This window comes from Streptomyces sp. CNX435, assembly GCF_059570575.1.
This window is the reverse complement of sequence record NZ_JCANTA010000007.1, coordinates 94,570-112,563: the sequence shown is the minus strand read 5'-3', so window position 1 is coordinate 112,563 and position 17,994 is coordinate 94,570. Positions and strand designations below refer to the sequence as shown.

Genomic DNA, 17,994 nt, shown 5'->3' with positions numbered 1-17,994 from the left:
CGATGAAGGGGCTTGCCAAGGGACTTGCGGTCACGCTGCGCACGATGACGCGGCGCTCGCACACCGCGCACTACCCCGACGCCCTGCCCGCGCTGCCGCCGCGCAGCCGCGGCGTCATCGCGCTGTTCGACGAGAACTGCACGGTCTGCATGCTGTGCGCCCGCGAGTGCCCGGACTGGTGCATCTACATCGACTCGCACAAGGAGACCGTGCCGCCCGCCGCCCCCGGCGGGCGGGAGCGCAGCCGTAACGTGCTCGACCGCTTCGCGATCGACTTCGCGCTGTGCATGTACTGCGGGATCTGCATCGAGGTCTGCCCGTTCGACGCGCTTTTCTGGTCGCCGGAGTTCGAGTACGCGGAGACCGACATCCACGAGCTGACCCACGAGCGGGAGCGGCTGCGGGACTGGATGTGGACGGTGCCGCCACCGCCGGCGCCGGACGCGGCGGGGGAGGAGCCGAAGGAGCTGGGCGCGGCGCGGAAGACGGCGGAGAAGGCAGAGGCCGCAGAGAAGGCGGCGGCAGAGGCGGCGGCAGAGGCGGAGGCCGCGGCGGAGGCGGGGGCCGCGGGGGTACGGGAGGCAGCGGAGCCACCGGCGGGGGAGGGCGACGACGCATGACCCTCGCCGCCGAATCCCACGGCTTCCTGTCGCCCACCGGCGTCGAGATCGTCTTCCTGCTCACCGGCCTGGTGACCCTCGGGGCCGCCGTGATCACCGTGACGACGCGGCAGCTCGTGCACGCCGCGCTGTGGCTGGTGGTCGCGCTCGGCGGGCTGGCGGTCGAGTACCTGCTGCTGACGGCGGAGTTCGTGGCCTGGGTGCAGGTGCTGATCTACGTCGGCTCCGTGGTGGTGCTGCTGCTCTTCGGGCTGATGCTGACCCGCGCGCCGATAGGCCGCTCGCCGGACGCCGACTCGGGCAACCGGTGGGTGGCGCTGGGCGTGGCGGTGGTGGCGGCGGTGCTGCTGGTGACGCTGGTCGTGGACGCGTTCCGTACGACGTGGATCGACCTGGACGAGCCCGAGGGCACGACGGACCTGCTGGGGGCCAGTGTCTTCCGGCACTGGGTGCTGCCGTTCGAGGCGCTGTCGGTGCTGCTGCTGGCGGCGCTGGTGGGGGCGATCGTGCTGTCCCGGAAGGACGGCGGGTCCGAGGCCGGCGACACCGAGGCCGGCGCCACCGGGCCGGGTGCCGCCGAGGCCCGTGACGAGGGCGGGGAGGGCTGATGCATCTCGCGTATCCGGCCGTGCTGGCCGCGCTGCTGTTCTGCGTCGGCCTCTACGGCGTGCTGGCCCGGCGCAACGCCATCCTGGTGCTGATGTCCGTCGAGCTGATGCTCAACGCCGTCAACCTCAACCTCGTCGCCTTCGACGTCGCGTTCCGCGACGCCCTGCGCTCCGGGCAGTCGTTCACGCTGTTCATCATCGCGCTGGCGGCGGCCGAGATCGGCATCGGGCTGGCCATCGTGCTGATGGTCTACCGCAACCGGGGCACCTCCGCCGTCGACCGCCTGCGCGACCTCGCGGACACGGACGCCGGCGGCGGCGCCCGAGGAGAAGCCGATACGGGAACCGAAACCGGCACCGACGCCGGGCCGGGGGAGCCCGGAACCGTGTCGAAGAAGGCCGAGGCCACCGCGTGACCACCACCGCCCTCGCCGCACTCGTCCCCCTGCTGCCCTTCCTCGGCGCCGTCGCCGGGCTGCTCCTCGGCCGCCGCTCGCCGGGCATGGTGCAGCCGCTGGCCGTGCTGCCGACCGTGACCGCCGCCGTGCTCGCGGTCGTCGTCGCGGTCCGGCAGGGCGGCGACGAGCCGGTGACCGCCGCCACCGAGCTGACCCCGACCGGCTCCGTGCCCGTCGACCTGGCGCTGCACCTCGACGGCATGGCGGTGCTGGTCGCCGTGCTCGTCGGCGTCGTCGCCTCGTGCGTGCAGATCTACTCCACCGGCTATCTGCGCGACGACCCGCGCTACTCCTCGTACGCCGCGCTCGTCTCCCTCTTCACCGCCGCGATGTTCCTCGTCGTCTACTCCGGCGACCTGATGGTGCTGCTGGTCGGCTGGGAGATCATGGGCATCTGCTCGTACTTCCTCGTCGGCCACTACTGGGACACGGAGGTCGCGCGGGCCGCCTCGCTCAAGGCGTTCCTGGTCACCAAACTCGGCGACGTCCCCTTCCTCTTCGGCATCTTCGCGCTCGCCGCCGAGGCGGGGACGTTCCGTATCAACGGCATCCTGACCGCGGCCGTCTCCGGCGACGGCCTCGCCCACCCCACGCTCATCGCGCTGCTGCTGCTCGCCGGGGTCGCGGGCAAGTCCGCGCAGTTCCCGCTGCACACCTGGCTGCCCGACGCGATGGCCGGCCCCACGCCCGTGTCCGCGCTGATCCACGCGGCGACGATGGTCGCGGCCGGCGTGTACGTCGTGGCCCGGCTGCTGCCCGTCTTCGCCGCGTCGGCCGCCGCGCTGGTGGTGCTGGCGGTGCTGGCCGCCGTCACCATGGTCGGCTCGGCGCTGGCCGCGCTCGCGCAGGACGACATCAAGCGGGTGCTCGCCTACTCGACCGTCGGACAACTCGGCTACATGACCGGCGCGCTGGCCGCCGGCTCCCGGGACGCCGCCGTCTTCCACCTCCTCTCGCACGGCGCCTTCAAGGCGCTGCTCTTCCTCGCCGCCGGCGTCGTCATCCACGCCGCCGGCACCAACTCTCTGGCCGCGATGGCCCGGATGGACGGCCTGCGCAAGCGCGTGCCGGACGCCTACTGGACGATGACCGTCGCACTCCTCGCCCTCGCCGCCATCCCGCCCTTCGCCGGCTTCTTCTCCAAGGAAGCCGTCCTCGGCGCCGCCGAAGCTGCAATCACCGGGCATGGCGCCGTGGGTGAGGGCGTCCCCGGCGCCGCCGCCTGGACCGTGCTGGTCGCCGGGCTCGCCGCCGCGCTGCTCACCGCCGCGTACGCCGGCCGGCTGTGGCTGCTCGCTTTCCACGGCCGCGGCGAACCCGCCCCCGACCACGGCCGGCAGCCGGTGGTCATGAACGCCGTGCTGTGGCTGCTGCTCGTGCCCACCGCGGCGTTCGGGCTGACCGTGTGGACGCTGCCCGACTGGCTCGGCGACCACTCCCTCACGCCCACGCTCGCCACCGCCGTCCTCGGCACGGGGCTGGCGCTCGTCGGCATGGCGGCGACGTACGCGGCGTGGAAGCAGACCGCCGGCCTCGCCGCCCGCGTCCCCGTCGGCGCCGTAGCCGCCCACCCCGACGCCGAGCCCGCGCTCATCGAGGCCGAGGCGGAGGCCGTGCACGAGGCGGTGTACGGCAGCCGCTCGGAAGGGGGCGCCACCGCGCCGGGCGCCGCCCCCGACGGCACCTCCACGGACCCCGGCCGCATACTGCTCGGCCCCGCCCTCTACCGGCACGCCGGCAGCGGCTTCCACGTCGACGCCCTGTACGCCGCGCTCTTCGTCCGCCCCGTCCGGGCCGCGGCCCGGCTGGTCCGCTTCCTGGACGGCGCGGTCGTCGATACCTACGTACGCGGCGCGGGCACCGCGCCCCGGCTGCTCGGCGCCGCGGTCCGCCGGTCGCAGACCGGCAACGTGCAGAGCTACCTCAGCGCGCTGCTCGGCGGTGCGCTCGTCCTGGCCGTCGCCGTGGTCGTCGCCACCACGTCGGTCACGGGAGGCTGACGCCGGATATGAACCACACCGCGATGCAGCTCGTCCTCGCCGCCATCGTCGTACTCCCCCTTCTCGGCGCGCTGGCCGCCCTGTTTCCCGCGCCGCCCGGCCTCAAGGGCAAGAGCCCCGACCAGGCCGTGCTGCGCCACGGCGTCACCGTCACCGGCGCCGTGTTCGTCCTGTCCGTCGTCCTGGCCGCCGGCTTCGACTACGACGCCGACGGTCCAGCGACCATGCAGGCCGACTCCGACGTCAGCTGGATCCCCGCCCTCGGGATCCGGCTGCACCTCGGCGTCGACGGCGTATCGCTCCCCCTCCTCGTCCTCACCGCGCTGCTGACCTTCCTCTGCGCGGTCTACGGCTACTTCGTCATGCCCGCCGGGCCGTCACCCCGGGCGTTCGTGGCGCTGCTGCTCGTCCTCGAAGGCGGCATGCTCGCCACCTTCGCCGTCCTCAACCTGCTGCTGTTCTTCCTGGCGTTCGAGATGGTGCTCATCCCGATGTACTTCCTCATCGCCCACTGGGGCGGCGACGGCCGCGGTCCCGCCGCCTGGAAGTTCATCCTCTACACGCTGCTCGGCTCGGTCGTGATGCTCCTCGGCCTCCTCCTGGTCGGGTTCAAGGGCGGCACTTTCGACATGGTGGCACTCGCCACTGACAACGGGGCCGGCCTCACCCACACCACCCAGCTCATCGCCGTCCTCGCCATCGGCGCCGGCCTCGCCGTCAAGACACCGATGTGGCCGCTGCACAGCTGGCTCCCCGACGCCCACACCGCCGCCCCCACCGTCGGCTCCGTCCTCCTCGCCGGCGTGCTGCTGAAGATGGGCACGTACGGGTTCGTCCGCGTCCTGCTGCCCATCGCCCCCGACGGCATGGAGACGTACGCCCCCTACCTCGCCGCCTTCGGCGTCACCGGCATCCTCTACGGCTCCCTCGTCTGCCTCGCCCTCGCCAGGACCGGAGCGCGCGGCGACCTCAAGCGGCTCATCGCGTACTCCTCCGTCGGCCACATGGGCTTCGTGCTCCTCGGCATCTCCACCCTCACCCCCACCGGCGTCAACGGCGCGCTGTTCGCCAACATCGCCCACGGCCTCATCACCGGCCTGCTCTTCTTCCTCGTCGGCGCCCTGAAGGAACGCACCGGCACCACCGACCTCGACGCCCTCGCCGGCCGCACCGGCGCCGCCCTCTACGGCAGCGCCCCGCGCCTGGGCGCGCTGCTCGCCTTCGGCGCGGTCGCCTCGCTGGGGCTGCCGGGGCTCGCGGGTTTCTGGGGCGAGATGCTGGCGATGTTCGCCGCGTACGACCCGGCCGCCGGGCTCTCCCGGCCGGCGTACCTGGTCTGCATGGCGGTCGCGGGCTTCGGCACGCTGCTCACCGCCGCGTACCTGCTCGTCGTCGTACGCCGCGTCTGCATGGGCGACAGGACGGCCGACAAGGCGCAGCAGCCGGCGCCCCTCGGGGACGTACGCCGCTACGAGATCGCCGCCTGGAGCCCGCTCGTCACCCTCACCGTCCTCGCCGGCCTCTGGCCCGCGGCCCTCCTCGGCCTGACCGACCCGGCCGTGCAGAAGCTCCTCGCGGGAGGCAGCTGATGACGTACGCACCCGGGACCGCGGACTCCGTCGTCCTCGCCGAGTCCGTCGTCCAGTCCGTCGACTGGCTCGCCGTCGCGCCGCCGACGATCGTCGCCGTGGCCGCCGTCGCGCTGCTCGTCGCCGACCTCTTCGTGCCCGAGCGCGCCAAGCACCTCCTCGGCTGGGGCGCGGTCGCCGCGCTCGCCGTGGCCCTGCTCGCGCTCCTGCCGCTGCTCGACGGCGACCGCGGCACCTTCTGTCTCACCGGCGAACCAAACGTCTGCAGCTACACCGCCGACCGCTTCGCGCTGGTCGTGCAGTTCCTGGTGCTGGCGGGCGCGCTGCTCGCCGCGCTGCTGTCCGTGCACGACGTACGGGCGACGCGGCTGCCCGCCGGGGAGTTCTGGTTCCTGCTGCTGTCCTCGGCCGCCGGCGCGGCGCTGCTGCCCGCGGCCCGCGACCTGGCCACGCTGGTGATCGCCCTGGAGGTCGCCTCCCTGCCGGCGTTCGCGCTGGTCGGGCTGCGCCGCGGGGACCGGCTGTCGTCCGAGGCGGCGCTGAAGTTCTTCCTCTCGTCCGTCACCGCGACCGCCGTCATGCTCCTCGGCGTCAGCTTCGTCTACGCCGCCGGGGGCAGCCTGCACCTGGCGCGGCTGGCCGACGGGCTCGCCTCGGCCCCGGAGCGGCTGGAGACGCTGGCGGCGGCGGGGGTGGTGCTGACGCTGGTCGGGTTCGCGTTCAAGACGGCGGCGGTGCCGTTCCACTTCTGGGTGCCGGACACGTACGTCGGCGCACCGATCCCGGTCGCCGCGTACCTGTCGGTCGTCGGCAAGGCGGTGGGCTTCAGCGGGCTGATCCTCGTCACCGTGCTGGCCTTCCCGGCGTACGACGACGTGTGGGGCCCGGCGATCGCGGTGCTGGCGGCGCTGACGATGACCGCGGGCAACGTCGCCGCGCTGCGCCAGCGCCTCGACGCCCCGCACAGCGCCGTCCGGCTGCTGGCCTGGTCGTCGGTGGCGCAGGCCGGCTACCTGCTGGTCCCGATCGCCGCCGCGGGCTACGCCGACGAGCCGGGGCGCACGGTGGGCTCCACGCTCTCGTACGCGCTGATGTACGGGGTGGTGAACCTGGGCGCGTTCGCGTGCGTCGCCGCGGTGGCGGCGAGAGGCGGCAGGGGCGGGCGGGTGACCGACTTCCGGGGGCTGGCGTCGAGCCGGCTGCCGGTCGCGCTGGCGCTGGCGTTCTTCCTGATCAACCTCGCCGGGCTGCCGCCGGGGATCATCGGTCTCTTCGCGAAGGTGGCGGTGCTGGGGTCGGCGGTGGACGCCGGGCTGGGGTGGCTGGCGGTGGTGATGGCGGTGAACGTGGTGGTGGGTCTGTACTACTACCTGCAGTGGACGGCGCTGCTGTTCCGCCCGCCGGCGCGGCCGGCGCCGTCGGTGTCGTCGCCGTCGGGGACCACCCGGGTACGTACGCCCCCGGCGACCCCCTTGACCGCCCCGCTGCGCGGCGCGATCGGCCTGACCGCGGCCCTCGGCGTCGCCCTGTCGGGCGCCCCGCAGCTCGTGCTCCGCTTCGCGGGCGAAGCCCTGCTGTAACGCCGCTTCACCCGCCCGGCGCAATCGGTGTCTGCGCTGACCAGGGAACTTACCCGGCAGGCCGGGCGTTCTGGGTGTGGGAGGGGTCCACTGGAGGGAGACGGCCGACACTTGCGGCGGCAGGCTTTGGAGGGCACACCGTGCACCGGTCGAACAACGGGCTGAAGACAGCCGCGCTCCTCGGCGGCATGTCGGCGCTGATCCTGCTCATCGGCAGCATCTTCGGCCGTACGGGCCTGATCATCGCGCTCGTCGTGGCCATCGGCACCAACGCGTACGCGTACTGGAACAGCGACAAGCTCGCGCTGCGCGCCATGCGCGCCCGCCCGGTCAGCGAGATCGAGGCGCCGAACCTCTACCGCATCGTGCGCGAGCTCTCCAACGAGGCCCGCCAGCCCATGCCCCGGCTGTACATATCTCCCACCCAGGCCCCGAACGCCTTCGCCACCGGCCGCGACCCGCGCAACGCCGCGGTCTGCGTCACCGAGGGCATCCTGCAGATCCTCGACGAGCGCGAGCTGCGCGGCGTCCTGGGCCACGAGCTGATGCACGTCTACAACCGCGACATCCTCATCTCCTCGATCGCGGGCGCGCTCGCCTCGGTGGTGATGTTCCTGGTGAACTTCGCCTGGCTGATCCCCAGCGGCGGCGACCGCAACGGCAACGGCCCCGGCCCCTTCGGCATGCTCCTGGTCCTCTTCCTCGGCCCGGTGGCGGCCAGCATCATCAGACTCGCGGTCAGCCGCTCCCGCGAGTACGAGGCGGACCAGACCGGCTCCCAGCTCACCGGCGACCCGCTGGCCCTGGCGAGCGCCCTGCGGAAGCTCGAAGCCGGCACGAAGCAGCTCCCGCTGCCCCCGGAACCCCGCATCGAGACGGCGAGCCACATGATGATCGCCAACCCGTTCCGCCGCGGCTCGGGCAACATGTCGCGCCTGTTCTCGACGCACCCGCCGATGGCGGAGCGGATCGCCCGCCTGGAGCGGATGGCAGGCCGCAACCCGGGCAACTGAGAGGCGGCTGCGACCGCCCCGGACGCCCGCCCTCCGGGGCGGTCACACGCGGCGGACCTGCATCACCGCCACCCGCGCGTCGTGGCCGTCCACGTACATCGGGACCACCCTCGTCCAGCGCAGCCGCACCTGCGTGCCGTTCGTGCCGGGTACCCAGCCGATCTGGTCGATCCCGCGGGCGAAGGCGCGCTTCTCGTGGTTCGGCAGCATCAGCGGCATCGGGTTGCGGTTCACGTCGCCCGTCCAGATCACGGGGAAGCCGCGGGCGCGCCAGTACCCCAGCACGTCGTCGCGGTGCTTGCGGAAGTGGCGCCGCCACATGTCGTCCCGCCACGCCTCGTACGGGTCCGCCGTGCCGTTGAACGCTCCCGCGACGTAGTGGGTGTTGGCGAAGACGAATCTCAACTAAGGATCGTCGGCCAGCGCCAGCACGGCCTCGGTGATGACCCGGTGCGGCGAGACGCCCGCCTTGCCGCCGTGGACGAAGGTGACCCTGCGGTCGACGATGTCGTACGCCTTGGGGATCGACATCGGCACCCGGTGGGCGCTGTTGTCGTACTCGAAGATGTTCCGGTAGGCGGTGCCGAAGTACTGGTTGATCCACCCGGGTTCCCGGTTGTCGCTGCCGTCCCCCTCGCCGATCTCCTGCCAGCCCACCAGCGGCTGGGTGAGCCGGCCGTCGACCGTGACGGCGTGCCGGACGTCCCGGATGGCGCGTTCCCGTTGGCCCATGTTCGTGCGGCCGATGTTGGCGGTGACGACGACGAGCCGCTGCCAGCCGTCGGCCGCGCCCGCGTGGCCGGCGGCGGACAGGGCCCCCGCGGTGCCTGCGACGGCCGCGCCGCCCAGCCCGAGCGCGCGCCTCCTGGTGATCCCCTCCACGACTTCTCCCTCCGCGAGCTTCGTCCGGCCGGGTCGTTACTGGACGTAGTAGCCGTCCGCGTTGAGGCGCAGCGCGCCGTTCATCGGGTAGCGGGGGCCGCCGTCCCACCGGTGCCATACCACCCGGAGGCTGCCGTCGGCGACGGCGAAGACGTCCATGCCGCCCGGTCCCCGGTGGTTGCCCGGCAGGCCTCGGTACGGGCCGAGGCCGCCGGAGCCGGTGTAGCCGAAGTACGGTCGCTCCACGCCGCGGCGCAGGGGTGTGCAGCGGGACGAGGGGAGCGGTGTGGTCCCGCACTCGGCGATGCCCGTGGCGTAGCGGGCGCTGTCCCAGTTGTTGCCGGAGTACATCAGGTACCAGGTGCCGTTGGCCCGTCGCCACATCGACGGGTTCTCGACGACGTGTGTGCCGCCGCTCGTCCCGCGGGTGTCCCAGGTGATGTCGGTGCTCTTCAGCACGTCCCGGCGGGTGCTCCAGACCGCCCGGCCCTCGCCGTCGGTCCGTACGGTCGAGATGCCGGTCTCCGCGCCGGCCGCGATCGCGTCGTCCCGGTAGGTGACGTACAGGGACCCGCCGCCGACGAAGGGGTTGGCGTCGATCGCCCACCGCCCGCCCGGCGGGCAGGCCCACTCGCCCGCGTTACGGAACGGGCCGCGGGCCGACGTCGCGACGGCCCGGCCGATGCACTTCTGCCCGGAGCCCTTGCGGGAGGCGGTGTAGAACATGAAGTAGCGGTCCCCGAAGCGGGCCACCCCGGGGGCCCAGATCGCGCCGCCCGGCTCGGCCCAGGCGCCCGGTCCGCCGGGCAGCGCGTCGCCGGAGGCGCAGTCGGTCATGCCGACCGTGTTGCCCGAGCCGTGGACGAGTACGGGGACGTAGAGCCGGCCGGTGGCGCCGTCGCACCGCTTGCCGCGCCCTGCGGGCACCGTCGTGCCGTAGGTGACGTACCTGCCGTCCTCCGCCCGTACGGTGTCCGGATCGGCGAGCTGGAAGGACGACGAGTTCGCCGCGGGGGAGACGCCGTCGGCCGCATCGTGCTGGGCCGCGTCGGCGAGCGGGGCCGCGACGGCCACGGCGGCGGCCGTGCTCACCGCGGCGAGCATGCGGCGGATACGTCTGCGCACGGTTCTCCCCTGTCGTCGTTGTCACCGACGATTCAACAGGGCGCGCATACAAAGCCGATACACGCCGCCGGCCGCCCGGGGTCTTCGCCGTCAGTGCGGCGTCAGCGCGGCGCCTGGGCGTACGGCCGGGCGTGGCCGAACCTCTCGTCGGTCGAGACGATCTCGCGGCCCAGCGGCATCAGCGAGATCGGGATCAGCTTCAGGTTGGCCCACCCGAAGGGGATGCCGATGATCGACAGGAACAGCGGGATGCTGGTGAGCAGGTGCCCGAGGGCCAGCCACCAGCCCGCGAAGACCACCCAGATCACGTTGCCGACGAACGAGGGCGCGCCCGCGCCCGGCCGTTCCACGGTGGTACGGCCGAACGGCCACAGCACGTAACCCGCGATACGCAGTGCCGCGACGCCGAACGGGATCGTGATGATCAGGACGAAGCACACCAGCGCGGCGAGCGTGTAGGCGATCGCCATCCAGATTCCGCAGAAGATCAGCCACAGGACGTTCAAGAGGAGGTTGAACGGCTTCATGGTCGGCACCTCTCCTGGGATCTCGCGTCGACGCGGTCCGTCAGGACAAGTATCGGCACGGGAGGCGCCGGGACGGAAACGGAGCGCGTACGGAGCGCGTACGGAACCGCCCCGCGCCGGCGTGGCGCGGGGCGGTTCCGTGGCTCACGTACATCCTCACTATCAGACGCCGACCGGGTTACGGTCCTTCCCGCCCGCCGCCGCGTCCGCGGCACCCGCCGCGTCGCGCGTGGCCGACGCGACCTGCGCCGGCGCCGCCGGCCGGTGCCGGTGGATCAGCAGCGCCGCCGCCGCGCCCACCGCCACCGTCGCCGCGCCCGCCCACAGCGCCGGCGTGATGCCGTCGACGAAGCTCTGCCCCGTCTCGTAGCCGCCCTGGGCGGAGAAGACCGCCGCCAGCACCGCGATGCCCAGCGCGCCGCCCATCTCCCGCAGCGCGTTGTTGGCGCCGGAGGCGATGCCTTGTTCCTCGGGAGCGACGCTGGACAGCAGGACGTTCGCGGAGGTCGCGAAGTTCATCGCCATGCCCACGCCGCTCAGGGTCAGCGCCGGGAGGATCGAGCCGTACGAGAAGCCGACCTCGACCGTCAGCGCCCAGAGCGCGAGGCCCAGGGCTTGCAGCACCAGCCCGGCGACGATGATGGGCCGGCCGCCGATGCGGTCGGACAGCGCGCCGGCGATCGGGGTGACGATCAGCGGCATCGCGGTCCACGGCAGCATGCGCAGGCCCGCCTCCGTTGGCGAGTAGCCGCCGACGCCCTGCAGGAACTGGCTGAGCAGGAAGATCGAGCCGAACATCCCGACGAACATCAGCACGCTCGACGCGTTGACGGCGCTGAAGCTGCGGTTGCGGAAGAGGCGCATGGGCAGCATGGGGTTCGGGGTGCGCAGCTCGTACGCGACGAAGGCGGTCAGCAGCACCGGCGCCGCGATCAGCCCGGCGAGGACGGGTCCTGAGGCCCAGCCGTCGGCGTTGCCGCGCACCAGAGCGTAGATGAGGCCGAAGAGCGCGGTGCTGGCGAGCACGGTGCCGGGGACGTCGAGGCGGTTGTGGGGGCCGCGGCTCTCGGCCAGGCGCAGCCGGACCAGCGGGATGAGGGCGATGCCGATGGGCACGTTGAGCCAGAAGATCCAGTGCCACGAGATGTGCTCGGTCAGCGCCCCGCCGACGAGCGGCCCGGACGCGACGGCCACGCCCTGCACCGCGCCCCAGACGCCGAGCGCCATCCCGCGGCGCGCGGCCGGCACGGCGGCGGAGAGCAGGGTCAGCGACAGCGGCATCAGCAGCGCGGCGCCGGCGCCCTGCACGGCGCGGGCGGCGACGAGGCCGCCGATGCCGGTGGAGAGCGCCGCGGCGGCGGAGGCGGCGGTGAAGATGCCGATGCCGACGGCGAACATCCGGCGGCGGCCGAAGCGGTCGCCGAGCGAGGCGCCAAGCATGAGCAGGACGGCGAAGGTGAGCGTGTAGGCGCTGACCGTCCATTCCAGGTCCGCCAAGCCGCCGCCGAGGTCGTCGCGGATGGCGGGGAGTGCGGTGGTGACGACGAGGTTGTCGAGCGCGCCCATGAAGCTGGCGGCGCTGGTCAGGAGCAGCGCCCAGAAGGTGGCGCCGAGGCGGCGGCCGGGCGGGGCGGGGCCGGTGGCGGTGGCGGACAAGGTTCCCTCCGAATTAGTTATTGATCAATAACTTGCGCGCGCGTGCGGCAGCGCGGTGCGAGGTGGTTTCCGGATTACGTACTCGGCTTGGTCTCGGGCCAGAACCCTTGCCAGACCCGGTCGTCCGGCGGGTAGCCGAGCGCGACCAGGGTGTTGATGAGCATCCCGAAGGCGAGGAAGCTCGTGGCCTCAGACGCGTCCCCTTGGAACGTCAGCAGCGCGAAGTCGTAGAGGTGCTCGGACCAGGCGGCCCGGATGGGCTTGCCGAACTCGTGGTCGCCCGACGACTCGGCCGAGGCCACCGCGACGTACATCTGCATCTGCATCAGCAGCTGGTCGCGGTCCTCGATCAGCCGCTGGTACGCCACGGCCACGGCCTTGTGCGCCTCCTCCGGCGGCAGGCCCTCGGCGGCGGCGCGCATCACCTCGGCGGTGTCGTCGACGCAGCGGAGGCTCGCGGCGAGGAAGATGGCGCGCTTGTTCGGGAAGAGGCGGAAGAGGTACGGCTGTGAGACCCCGACCCGCTTGGCGATCGCCTCGGTGGACGTGCCGTGGTAGCCACCGCGGCCGAACTCCGTGATCGCCGCGCGGATGATGCTCTCGCGTCGCTCCTCTGCGCTCATCCTTGCCATGGCGACTAAGTTATTGGCCAATCACTAACTTGTCAACGCGGGAGACGGAGACGGAGACGGAGGCGGAGGCCGACGGGCGGGCAGGCGGGTTCGTACGGACCGTACGGACCGTGCGAACCCGCCCGTACGCCCCGCTACGCCAGCCTGACCACGGCCCGCGACATGCCCAGCACCTTCCGCCCGGCGCTCGTCGCCGTCAGGTCCACCCGGACCGTACGCGCCTGGTCGTCCAGCTTCTGCGCGACCTTCCCGGAGACCTCGATCACCGCACCCACGCCGTCGTCCGGCACCACCACCGGCCTGGTGAACCGCACCCCGTAGTCCACCACCGCGCCCGGGTCGCCGACCCAGTCCGTGACCACCCGGATCGCCTCGGCCATCGTGAACATGCCGTGCGCGATCACGTCCGGCAGCCCGACCTCCCTGGCGAACCGCTCGTTCCAGTGGATCGGGTTGAAGTCCCCCGACGCGCCCGCGTAGCGCACCAGCGTCTCGCGGGTCACCGGGAACGACTGCGCCGGCAGCTCCGTGCCGGCCTTGACGGCCTCGTACGCCACCTTCGCCACCATCGGCCCCTCAGTCCTCCTCGGCCTCGGCGGCGCGGGCGACCAGCTTGATCATCGTCGTCACCACGTGCTCACCGGTCGTGCCGTCGCCGTGGACGGCGTGCACCTCGCCGCGCACGTCCATGATGTCGTTCCCGGCCATCGACTTGATCGCCTCAATCGTCGACGTCACCGAGAGCCGGTCCCCGGCCCGTACCGGACGGCTGTACGCGAACTTCTGGTCCCCGTGCACGACCCGGCTGTAGTCCAGCCCCAGCTGCGGGTCCTCGATCACCCGGCCCGCCGCCCGGAACGCGATCGCGAAGACGAACGTCGGCGGCGCGATCACGTCGGGGTGGCCCAGGGCCTTCGCGGCCTCCGGGTCGGTGTACGCGGGGTTCGCGTCGCCCACCGCCTCCGCGAACTCGCGGATCTTCTCCCGGCCCACCTCGTAGGGGGTGGTGGGCGGATAACTCCGGCCCACGAAGGACTGATCGAGCGGCATGAACCCTCCTGTCGCGCGGGCGGGCCACCACCCTAGCCGTAGCGTGCCGGGACTCCCGCGGGGTGCGGGGCGGAGCGTGGCAAACCCCCCGTCCCGGGTGGGACGGGGGGTTCGATGGCCTGCGATCAGCGGGTCTCGCGGTGCGCCGTGTGGGCGTTGCAGCGAGGACAGTGCTTCTTCATCTCAAGACGGTCCGGGTTGTTGCGCCGGTTCTTCTTGGTGATGTAGTTCCGCTCCTTGCACTCCACGCAGGCCAGCGTGATCTTCGGGCGGACGTCTGTGGCAGCCACGTGAGTGCTCCTTGACGAACGGACAACTTCTTCAACGCAGAAAGAGTAGCCGATCGTAGGTCCGAGCCTGCAATCGGCTACTTGAGGTGAGTAGCGGTGACCGGACTTGAACCGGTGACACAGCGATTATGAGCCGCTTGCTCTACCGACTGAGCTACACCGCTGCGATGCTCTGCGCCTCCCAGGATAGCGAGGTGCGAACCGCATCAGAGCCCCAAAACGGAATCGAACCGTTGACCTTCTCCTTACCATGGAGACGCTCTGCCGACTGAGCTATTGGGGCGAGCGATGAAGACACTACACGCTGAGCGGCCGAAGGTGAAATCAGTAACCCGCCCCTGACCGCGCCCGCTCGGGCGTGCCCATCGCCGCAGGCGGGCGGACCTGCCGGTTGCCACGCCGGTACGACTTATCGACTCCTCCGCGCCGCGCGCGCCCGCTCCACCTAGGCTCGTTCGCGCCGTCTGTTGCAGTCTGCTCGCTTCTGATCTTGACTGTGCGATTTTGCTCACGTCAGAGATGTTTACCCTGATCTGCCCGCAGGAGTCACATGCCCAGCAGCCCTCCTCCTCCGCAGCAGCCCCGGCCTCGGCCTCGGCACGGATCCGGCCCGGACGGCGAGGGGACGTTGGTGCTGTGCGGCGCGCGGCTCGCGGACGGCAGGACGGTGGACGTACGTCTCGGGGGCGGCCGGATCCTGGCGGTGGGGACGGCCGGGAGCCTGGCGGGGGAGGCGGGCGAGTGCGGGGCGCGGGTGGACCTCGGCGGGTACCTGCTGCTGCCGGCGCCGGCGGAGCCGCACGCGCACTTCGACACGGCGCTGACGGCGGTGGGCGGGGCGGGAAGCACGGCGGGGGCTTCGAGTGCCTTGGAGTCCTCGGGAGCCCTGGGGGCTTCAGGGTTCTCAGAGCCCTCGGGGAACCCGGGAGTCTCGGGGGTCTCGGGGTCCTCGGGGGTCTCGGGGTCCTCGGGGGTCTCGGGGTCGTCGGGGTCCTCGGGGGTCTCGGGAGTCTTGGGGTCTTCGGGGGCCTCCGGTGTCGACGTGCAGCGGCGGGCCGTGGAGGCCGCCCTCCTCCAACTCGGGCACGGCGCCACCGCCTTGCGTACGCATGTACGCATCGGCGGCGCGGCCGGGCGCGACGGCCCCCACGCCCTCGACGCCCTCGCGGCCGTGCTCGCCGCCCGCGCCGCGCTGCGCGGGCTCGCCGATGTCGCGGTGGTGGCCGTGCCCCGGGTGCTGACCGGCGCCGCCGGGGCCGGCGGCCGGGCGCTCCTCCACGACGCCGTCGCCATGGGCGCCACCGCGCTGGGCGGTTGCCCGGACCTGGACCCGGACCCGGCCGGCTTTACGGAGACGGTGCTGCGGGTGGCCGCGGAGTACGGCTGCGCGGTCGACCTGCACAGCGACGGAGCGGACCCCGCACGGCTCGACCGGGTGGCGGCGGTGGCGGGGGAGCTGCGGTGCGGGGCGGGGGTGGCCGTCGGGCCGTGCGGCGGGCTGGCGCGGGTGCCGTACGAGACGGCGGCGGGGGTGGCGGAGCGGCTGGCCGGTGCGGGGGTGGCGGTGGTGTGTCTGCCGCAGGGGGACTGCGGTGCGGTGCGGGGGGCGGGGAGCGGGGGTGGCGCGGCGGGCGGAGGCGCCGGGCCGGGGGGCGGTGCGGGGGCGCGGCCGTTTTCGTACGCTCCCGTGCGACTGCTGCGCGCCGCCGGCGTGCGCGTTGCGGCCGGGACCGGCGCCGTACGCGACGCCGCGAACCCCGTGGGACGCGGCGACCCGCTGCAGTCCGCGTACCTCCTCGCCGCCACCCGCGAGGCCGACCCGGCGGCGGCGTACGACGCGGTGGCCGGGCAGGCGCGGGCGGTGCTGGGCCTGCCGGAGGTGCGGGTGAGGGCCGGCTTCCCGGCGGAGCTGCTCGCGGTACGGGGCGACTCGGTCGCGGGCGCACTGTCGCTGGGGTACAGCCGGATCGTGATCCACCGCGGCCGGGTCGTGGCCCGTACGAGCGCCGTACGGGAGTACTGCGACTCCGTCGCCGCGGAACTCGACCTGCCCCGCCAGGGCCTCCGGCGCACGGCGGGCTGAGGGCTCTCCCCGCGGCGAACGGCGGCCCCGGGCACAGTCGTTGGCGGCGTTGTCAGAGGAGCGTCCTACCCTGGGGCGGGAGTGCGGGGATACAGGGATACAGGGATGAAATGCAGGGATGCAGGAATTCAGGGATGAGTGCCGGAACACGGTAATGCGGAGCCCGGACGGAGCACGACACACCGCCCCCGCCCGCCGCCCCCCCGCCCTCGGCTGCCACCCCGCCCCCGGCCGCCCCCGCCCCGGCTGCCACCCCGCCCCCGCCGCGCCGCGCGGGGCGACTGCCGCGCTCCGCGCGCGCCGCGCGCTTCGCGCCGCGCACGGGGGCCCGGGAGGCGTTAACGTCGGACTCATGCGCATCGTCATCGCTGGAGGACACGGTCAGATCGCCCTGCGACTGGAGCGCCTGCTCGCCGCCCGCGGCGACGAAGTCGCGGGCCTCATCCGCCGCCCCGACCAAGCCGACGACCTGACGGCCGTCGGCGCCGTACCGGTCGTCTGCGACCTGGAGTCCGCCGCCGCCGACGAGGTCGCCCGGCAGCTCGAAGGCGCCGACGCCGCGGTGTTCGCCGCCGGTGCCGGGCCCGGCAGCGGCGAGGCGCGCAAGGAGACCGTCGACCGCGGCGCCGCCGTGCTCTTCGCCGACGCCGCCGAGGCGGCCGGCGTGCGGCGCTTCGTCGTCGTCTCCGCCCTGGGCACCGACCGCGAGCCGCCGCCCGGCACGGACCCGGTCTTCGCCGCGTACCTGCGGGCGAAGACCGCCGCCGACGACGACGTACGGGCCCGGGCCGGCCTCGACTGGACGATCCTGCGCCCCGGGCGGCTGGTGAACGACGCGGGCACCGGCCTCGTCAACCTCGCCGAGCAGACGGGCCGCTCGGAGGTCGCGCGCGACGACGTCGCGGCGGTGCTGGTCGCGCTGCTGGACGAGCCGCGGACGGCGGGGCTGACGCTGGAGCTGGTCGGCGGCGACACGCCGGTGCTGGAAGCGGTCGCGGCGGTGGCCGGCACAGCGACGGCGTAGCCAGCTCCCGCCCCGTACGCCCACCACCTCCGTACGCCTCCCACCCCGTACGCCGCCCCCGGCACCCGGCTGCTCGCCGCCGGCGTACTCCTTACGCCCCACGTCACACCCCGTGACCCTGCTCCGCACCGCCGGGACCGTGATCCTCGGCAAGCCCACCCTCTGAGCCGACGCCCAGCCGGTCGGAGGCGCTCACCGTCCCCGCCCCGCACCGCCGGAGGGTGGTGTGTCAGACCGCAGGCGGAACGGCCGGTGGCGGCGGGCCGGGCGGCCGGGGGTTCTCGTCGCCCTCGTACGCCGCGAGCGCCGCCTGCCGCACCTCGAACAGCTCGGCCAGGTCCGCGGCGTCGATCCGGTCCCGCGCCAGCAGCACGATGGCCTTCGCCTCCACCGCGGCCCACGCCTGCCGGGACCACTTGTTCGCCAGCCGCCGCCGCTCACTGCGCAGGAACGCCGCCCCCGCCGCGAAGCCCGCCGAGACCAGCATGGCCAGCGCCGCCGGCACCCGCGCGTCCGCGGACGCCAGCGCGGCGGCGCCGGAGACGGCGGCGAGCAGGGCGGCGGGGAAGCCGAGCGCGATGTCGGCCTTGGCCCAGAACTCGGCTCTGCCGTGGGCGACTTTCTTCTGCCGTGTCGCCTCGTCCCGTAACCGCTCGACCTCGGTACGCAGACGGTGGGCCGGTTCGTCCGGTACGGAGGGCGTGGCGCCGTCGGTGGTCGTGGCCATATTCGATTGGAGCACAACGGCCGCCGGAGGGAGGTGAGTCGGGGCGACAGTCCTGGGGCGGTGGGGTGGTGCGGACCCGCCAACGGGCGGGTGTGCGGCGCGCGTCGCGGCCGTGCGTTTCGTGCGGAGG

At 73.2% G+C, this 17,994-nt stretch carries 19 protein-coding genes and 2 tRNA genes; 9 read left to right on the top strand and 12 right to left on the bottom strand.

The window, feature by feature from the left end; all coding sequences use genetic code 11:
• Nucleotides 1–2: 2 nt before the first annotated feature.
• The 7 genes from T328_RS14845 (at nt 3) to htpX (ending at nt 7,868) form a co-directional block, all read left to right on the top strand.
• A complete protein-coding gene (locus T328_RS14845) occupies nt 3–620 on the top strand; it encodes a NuoI/complex I 23 kDa subunit family protein (protein ID WP_496496490.1) in 618 nt (205 codons plus the stop codon).
• Nucleotides 617–1,228, top strand: a complete 612-nt coding sequence (locus T328_RS14840; protein ID WP_496496489.1) for an NADH-quinone oxidoreductase subunit J family protein — start codon at nt 617–619, stop codon at nt 1,226–1,228. Before T328_RS14845 ends, T328_RS14840 begins: the two co-directional genes overlap by 4 nt.
• Nucleotides 1,228–1,644 carry an NADH-quinone oxidoreductase subunit NuoK gene (gene nuoK / locus T328_RS14835; protein WP_496496488.1) on the top strand — a complete coding sequence of 139 codons (417 nt, stop codon included), beginning with the start codon at nt 1,228–1,230 and terminating at the stop codon, nt 1,642–1,644. Before T328_RS14840 ends, nuoK begins: the two co-directional genes overlap by 1 nt.
• The gene (locus T328_RS14830) at nt 1,641–3,686 is read left to right on the top strand and encodes an NADH-quinone oxidoreductase subunit 5 family protein (RefSeq protein WP_496496487.1); all 2,046 of its coding nucleotides are present in this window, start codon (nt 1,641–1,643) and stop codon (nt 3,684–3,686) included. Before nuoK ends, T328_RS14830 begins: the two co-directional genes overlap by 4 nt.
• 8 nt (nt 3,687–3,694) lie before the next feature.
• Nucleotides 3,695–5,275 (top strand): complex I subunit 4 family protein, encoded by a 1,581-nt coding sequence (locus T328_RS14825; protein ID WP_496496486.1) that lies wholly within the window; start codon nt 3,695–3,697, stop codon nt 5,273–5,275.
• Nucleotides 5,275–6,855 (top strand): NADH-quinone oxidoreductase subunit N, encoded by a 1,581-nt coding sequence (locus tag T328_RS14820; RefSeq protein WP_496496485.1) that lies wholly within the window; start codon nt 5,275–5,277, stop codon nt 6,853–6,855. The genes T328_RS14825 and T328_RS14820 overlap by 1 nt, the downstream gene beginning before the upstream one ends.
• A 140-nt stretch (nt 6,856–6,995) precedes the next feature.
• Nucleotides 6,996–7,868 carry a zinc metalloprotease HtpX gene (htpX, locus tag T328_RS14815; RefSeq protein ID WP_496496484.1) on the top strand — a complete coding sequence of 291 codons (873 nt, stop codon included), beginning with the start codon at nt 6,996–6,998 and terminating at the stop codon, nt 7,866–7,868.
• A 42-nt stretch (nt 7,869–7,910) separates the two neighbouring features.
• Here htpX and T328_RS14810 read toward each other — a convergent pair whose 3' ends face one another.
• The 11 genes from T328_RS14810 to T328_RS14760 form a co-directional block, all read right to left on the bottom strand.
• Nucleotides 7,911–8,273, bottom strand: a complete 363-nt coding sequence (locus T328_RS14810) for a hypothetical protein (protein WP_496496483.1) — start codon at nt 8,271–8,273, stop codon at nt 7,911–7,913.
• Nucleotides 8,274–8,750, bottom strand: a complete 477-nt coding sequence (locus tag T328_RS14805; RefSeq protein WP_496496482.1) for a hypothetical protein — start codon at nt 8,748–8,750, stop codon at nt 8,274–8,276. It abuts the gene before it with no gap.
• A gap of 36 nt (nt 8,751–8,786) precedes the next feature.
• Entirely contained in the window at nt 8,787–9,875 is a 1,089-nt protein-coding gene (locus T328_RS14800) for a family 43 glycosylhydrolase (protein ID WP_496496481.1), read from the bottom strand.
• Between the two features lie 101 nt (nt 9,876–9,976).
• Entirely contained in the window at nt 9,977–10,402 is a 426-nt protein-coding gene (locus tag T328_RS14795) for a YccF domain-containing protein (RefSeq protein WP_496496480.1), read from the bottom strand.
• A gap of 162 nt (nt 10,403–10,564) precedes the next feature.
• Nucleotides 10,565–12,058, bottom strand: a complete 1,494-nt coding sequence (locus T328_RS14790; RefSeq protein WP_496496479.1) for a DHA2 family efflux MFS transporter permease subunit — start codon at nt 12,056–12,058, stop codon at nt 10,565–10,567.
• A gap of 74 nt (nt 12,059–12,132) precedes the next feature.
• Nucleotides 12,133–12,681: a TetR/AcrR family transcriptional regulator gene (locus T328_RS14785; RefSeq protein ID WP_496496653.1), complete on the bottom strand. Its 549-nt coding sequence runs from the start codon at nt 12,679–12,681 to the stop codon at nt 12,133–12,135.
• Nucleotides 12,682–12,824: 143 nt separating this feature from the next.
• Complete coding sequence (locus T328_RS14780; RefSeq protein ID WP_496496478.1) at nt 12,825–13,259, bottom strand: MaoC family dehydratase; 435 nt, start codon at nt 13,257–13,259, stop codon at nt 12,825–12,827.
• Nucleotides 13,260–13,266: 7 nt separating this feature from the next.
• Complete coding sequence (locus tag T328_RS14775; protein WP_496496477.1) at nt 13,267–13,740, bottom strand: FAS1-like dehydratase domain-containing protein; 474 nt, start codon at nt 13,738–13,740, stop codon at nt 13,267–13,269.
• A 125-nt stretch (nt 13,741–13,865) separates the two neighbouring features.
• Nucleotides 13,866–14,030 (bottom strand): 50S ribosomal protein L33, encoded by a 165-nt coding sequence (rpmG, locus tag T328_RS14770; RefSeq protein WP_003948671.1) that lies wholly within the window; start codon nt 14,028–14,030, stop codon nt 13,866–13,868.
• 91 nt (nt 14,031–14,121) lie between these two features.
• Nucleotides 14,122–14,194: transfer RNA gene (locus tag T328_RS14765), tRNA-Met, on the bottom strand.
• A gap of 46 nt (nt 14,195–14,240) precedes the next feature.
• Nucleotides 14,241–14,313, bottom strand: a tRNA-Thr gene (locus T328_RS14760).
• Between the two features lie 267 nt (nt 14,314–14,580).
• Here T328_RS14760 and T328_RS14755 point away from each other — a divergent pair.
• Nucleotides 14,581–16,113 (top strand): amidohydrolase family protein, encoded by a 1,533-nt coding sequence (locus T328_RS14755; protein WP_496496476.1) that lies wholly within the window; start codon nt 14,581–14,583, stop codon nt 16,111–16,113.
• Nucleotides 16,114–16,465: 352 nt separating this feature from the next.
• Nucleotides 16,466–17,137 carry an SDR family oxidoreductase gene (locus T328_RS14750; RefSeq protein WP_496496475.1) on the top strand — a complete coding sequence of 224 codons (672 nt, stop codon included), beginning with the start codon at nt 16,466–16,468 and terminating at the stop codon, nt 17,135–17,137.
• A 229-nt stretch (nt 17,138–17,366) separates the two neighbouring features.
• On the opposite strand, the gene T328_RS14745 is transcribed toward T328_RS14750, so the two are convergent.
• Nucleotides 17,367–17,864 (bottom strand): hypothetical protein, encoded by a 498-nt coding sequence (locus T328_RS14745; RefSeq protein ID WP_496496474.1) that lies wholly within the window; start codon nt 17,862–17,864, stop codon nt 17,367–17,369.
• Between the last annotated feature and the right edge of the window lie 130 nt (nt 17,865–17,994).

What these genes read in the sequence shown, in the direction of transcription:
- T328_RS14845 (WP_496496490.1), top strand. Translation starts at nt 3, where the DNA reads ATGAAGGGGCTTGCCAAGGGACTTGCGGTCACGCTGCGCACGATGACG.
- T328_RS14840 (WP_496496489.1), top strand. Translation starts at nt 617, where the DNA reads ATGACCCTCGCCGCCGAATCCCACGGCTTCCTGTCGCCCACCGGCGTC.
- nuoK (WP_496496488.1), top strand. Translation starts at nt 1,228, where the DNA reads ATGCATCTCGCGTATCCGGCCGTGCTGGCCGCGCTGCTGTTCTGCGTC.
- T328_RS14825 (WP_496496486.1), top strand. Translation starts at nt 3,695, where the DNA reads ATGAACCACACCGCGATGCAGCTCGTCCTCGCCGCCATCGTCGTACTC.
- T328_RS14820 (WP_496496485.1), top strand. Translation starts at nt 5,275, where the DNA reads ATGACGTACGCACCCGGGACCGCGGACTCCGTCGTCCTCGCCGAGTCC.
- T328_RS14795 (WP_496496480.1), bottom strand. Translation starts at nt 10,402, where the DNA reads ATGAAGCCGTTCAACCTCCTCTTGAACGTCCTGTGGCTGATCTTCTGC.
- T328_RS14785 (WP_496496653.1), bottom strand. Translation starts at nt 12,681, where the DNA reads ATGAGCGCAGAGGAGCGACGCGAGAGCATCATCCGCGCGGCGATCACG.
- T328_RS14780 (WP_496496478.1), bottom strand. Translation starts at nt 13,259, where the DNA reads ATGGTGGCGAAGGTGGCGTACGAGGCCGTCAAGGCCGGCACGGAGCTG.
- T328_RS14775 (WP_496496477.1), bottom strand. Translation starts at nt 13,740, where the DNA reads ATGCCGCTCGATCAGTCCTTCGTGGGCCGGAGTTATCCGCCCACCACC.
- T328_RS14755 (WP_496496476.1), top strand. Translation starts at nt 14,581, where the DNA reads ATGCCCAGCAGCCCTCCTCCTCCGCAGCAGCCCCGGCCTCGGCCTCGG.
- T328_RS14750 (WP_496496475.1), top strand. Translation starts at nt 16,466, where the DNA reads ATGCGCATCGTCATCGCTGGAGGACACGGTCAGATCGCCCTGCGACTG.
- T328_RS14745 (WP_496496474.1), bottom strand. Translation starts at nt 17,864, where the DNA reads ATGGCCACGACCACCGACGGCGCCACGCCCTCCGTACCGGACGAACCG.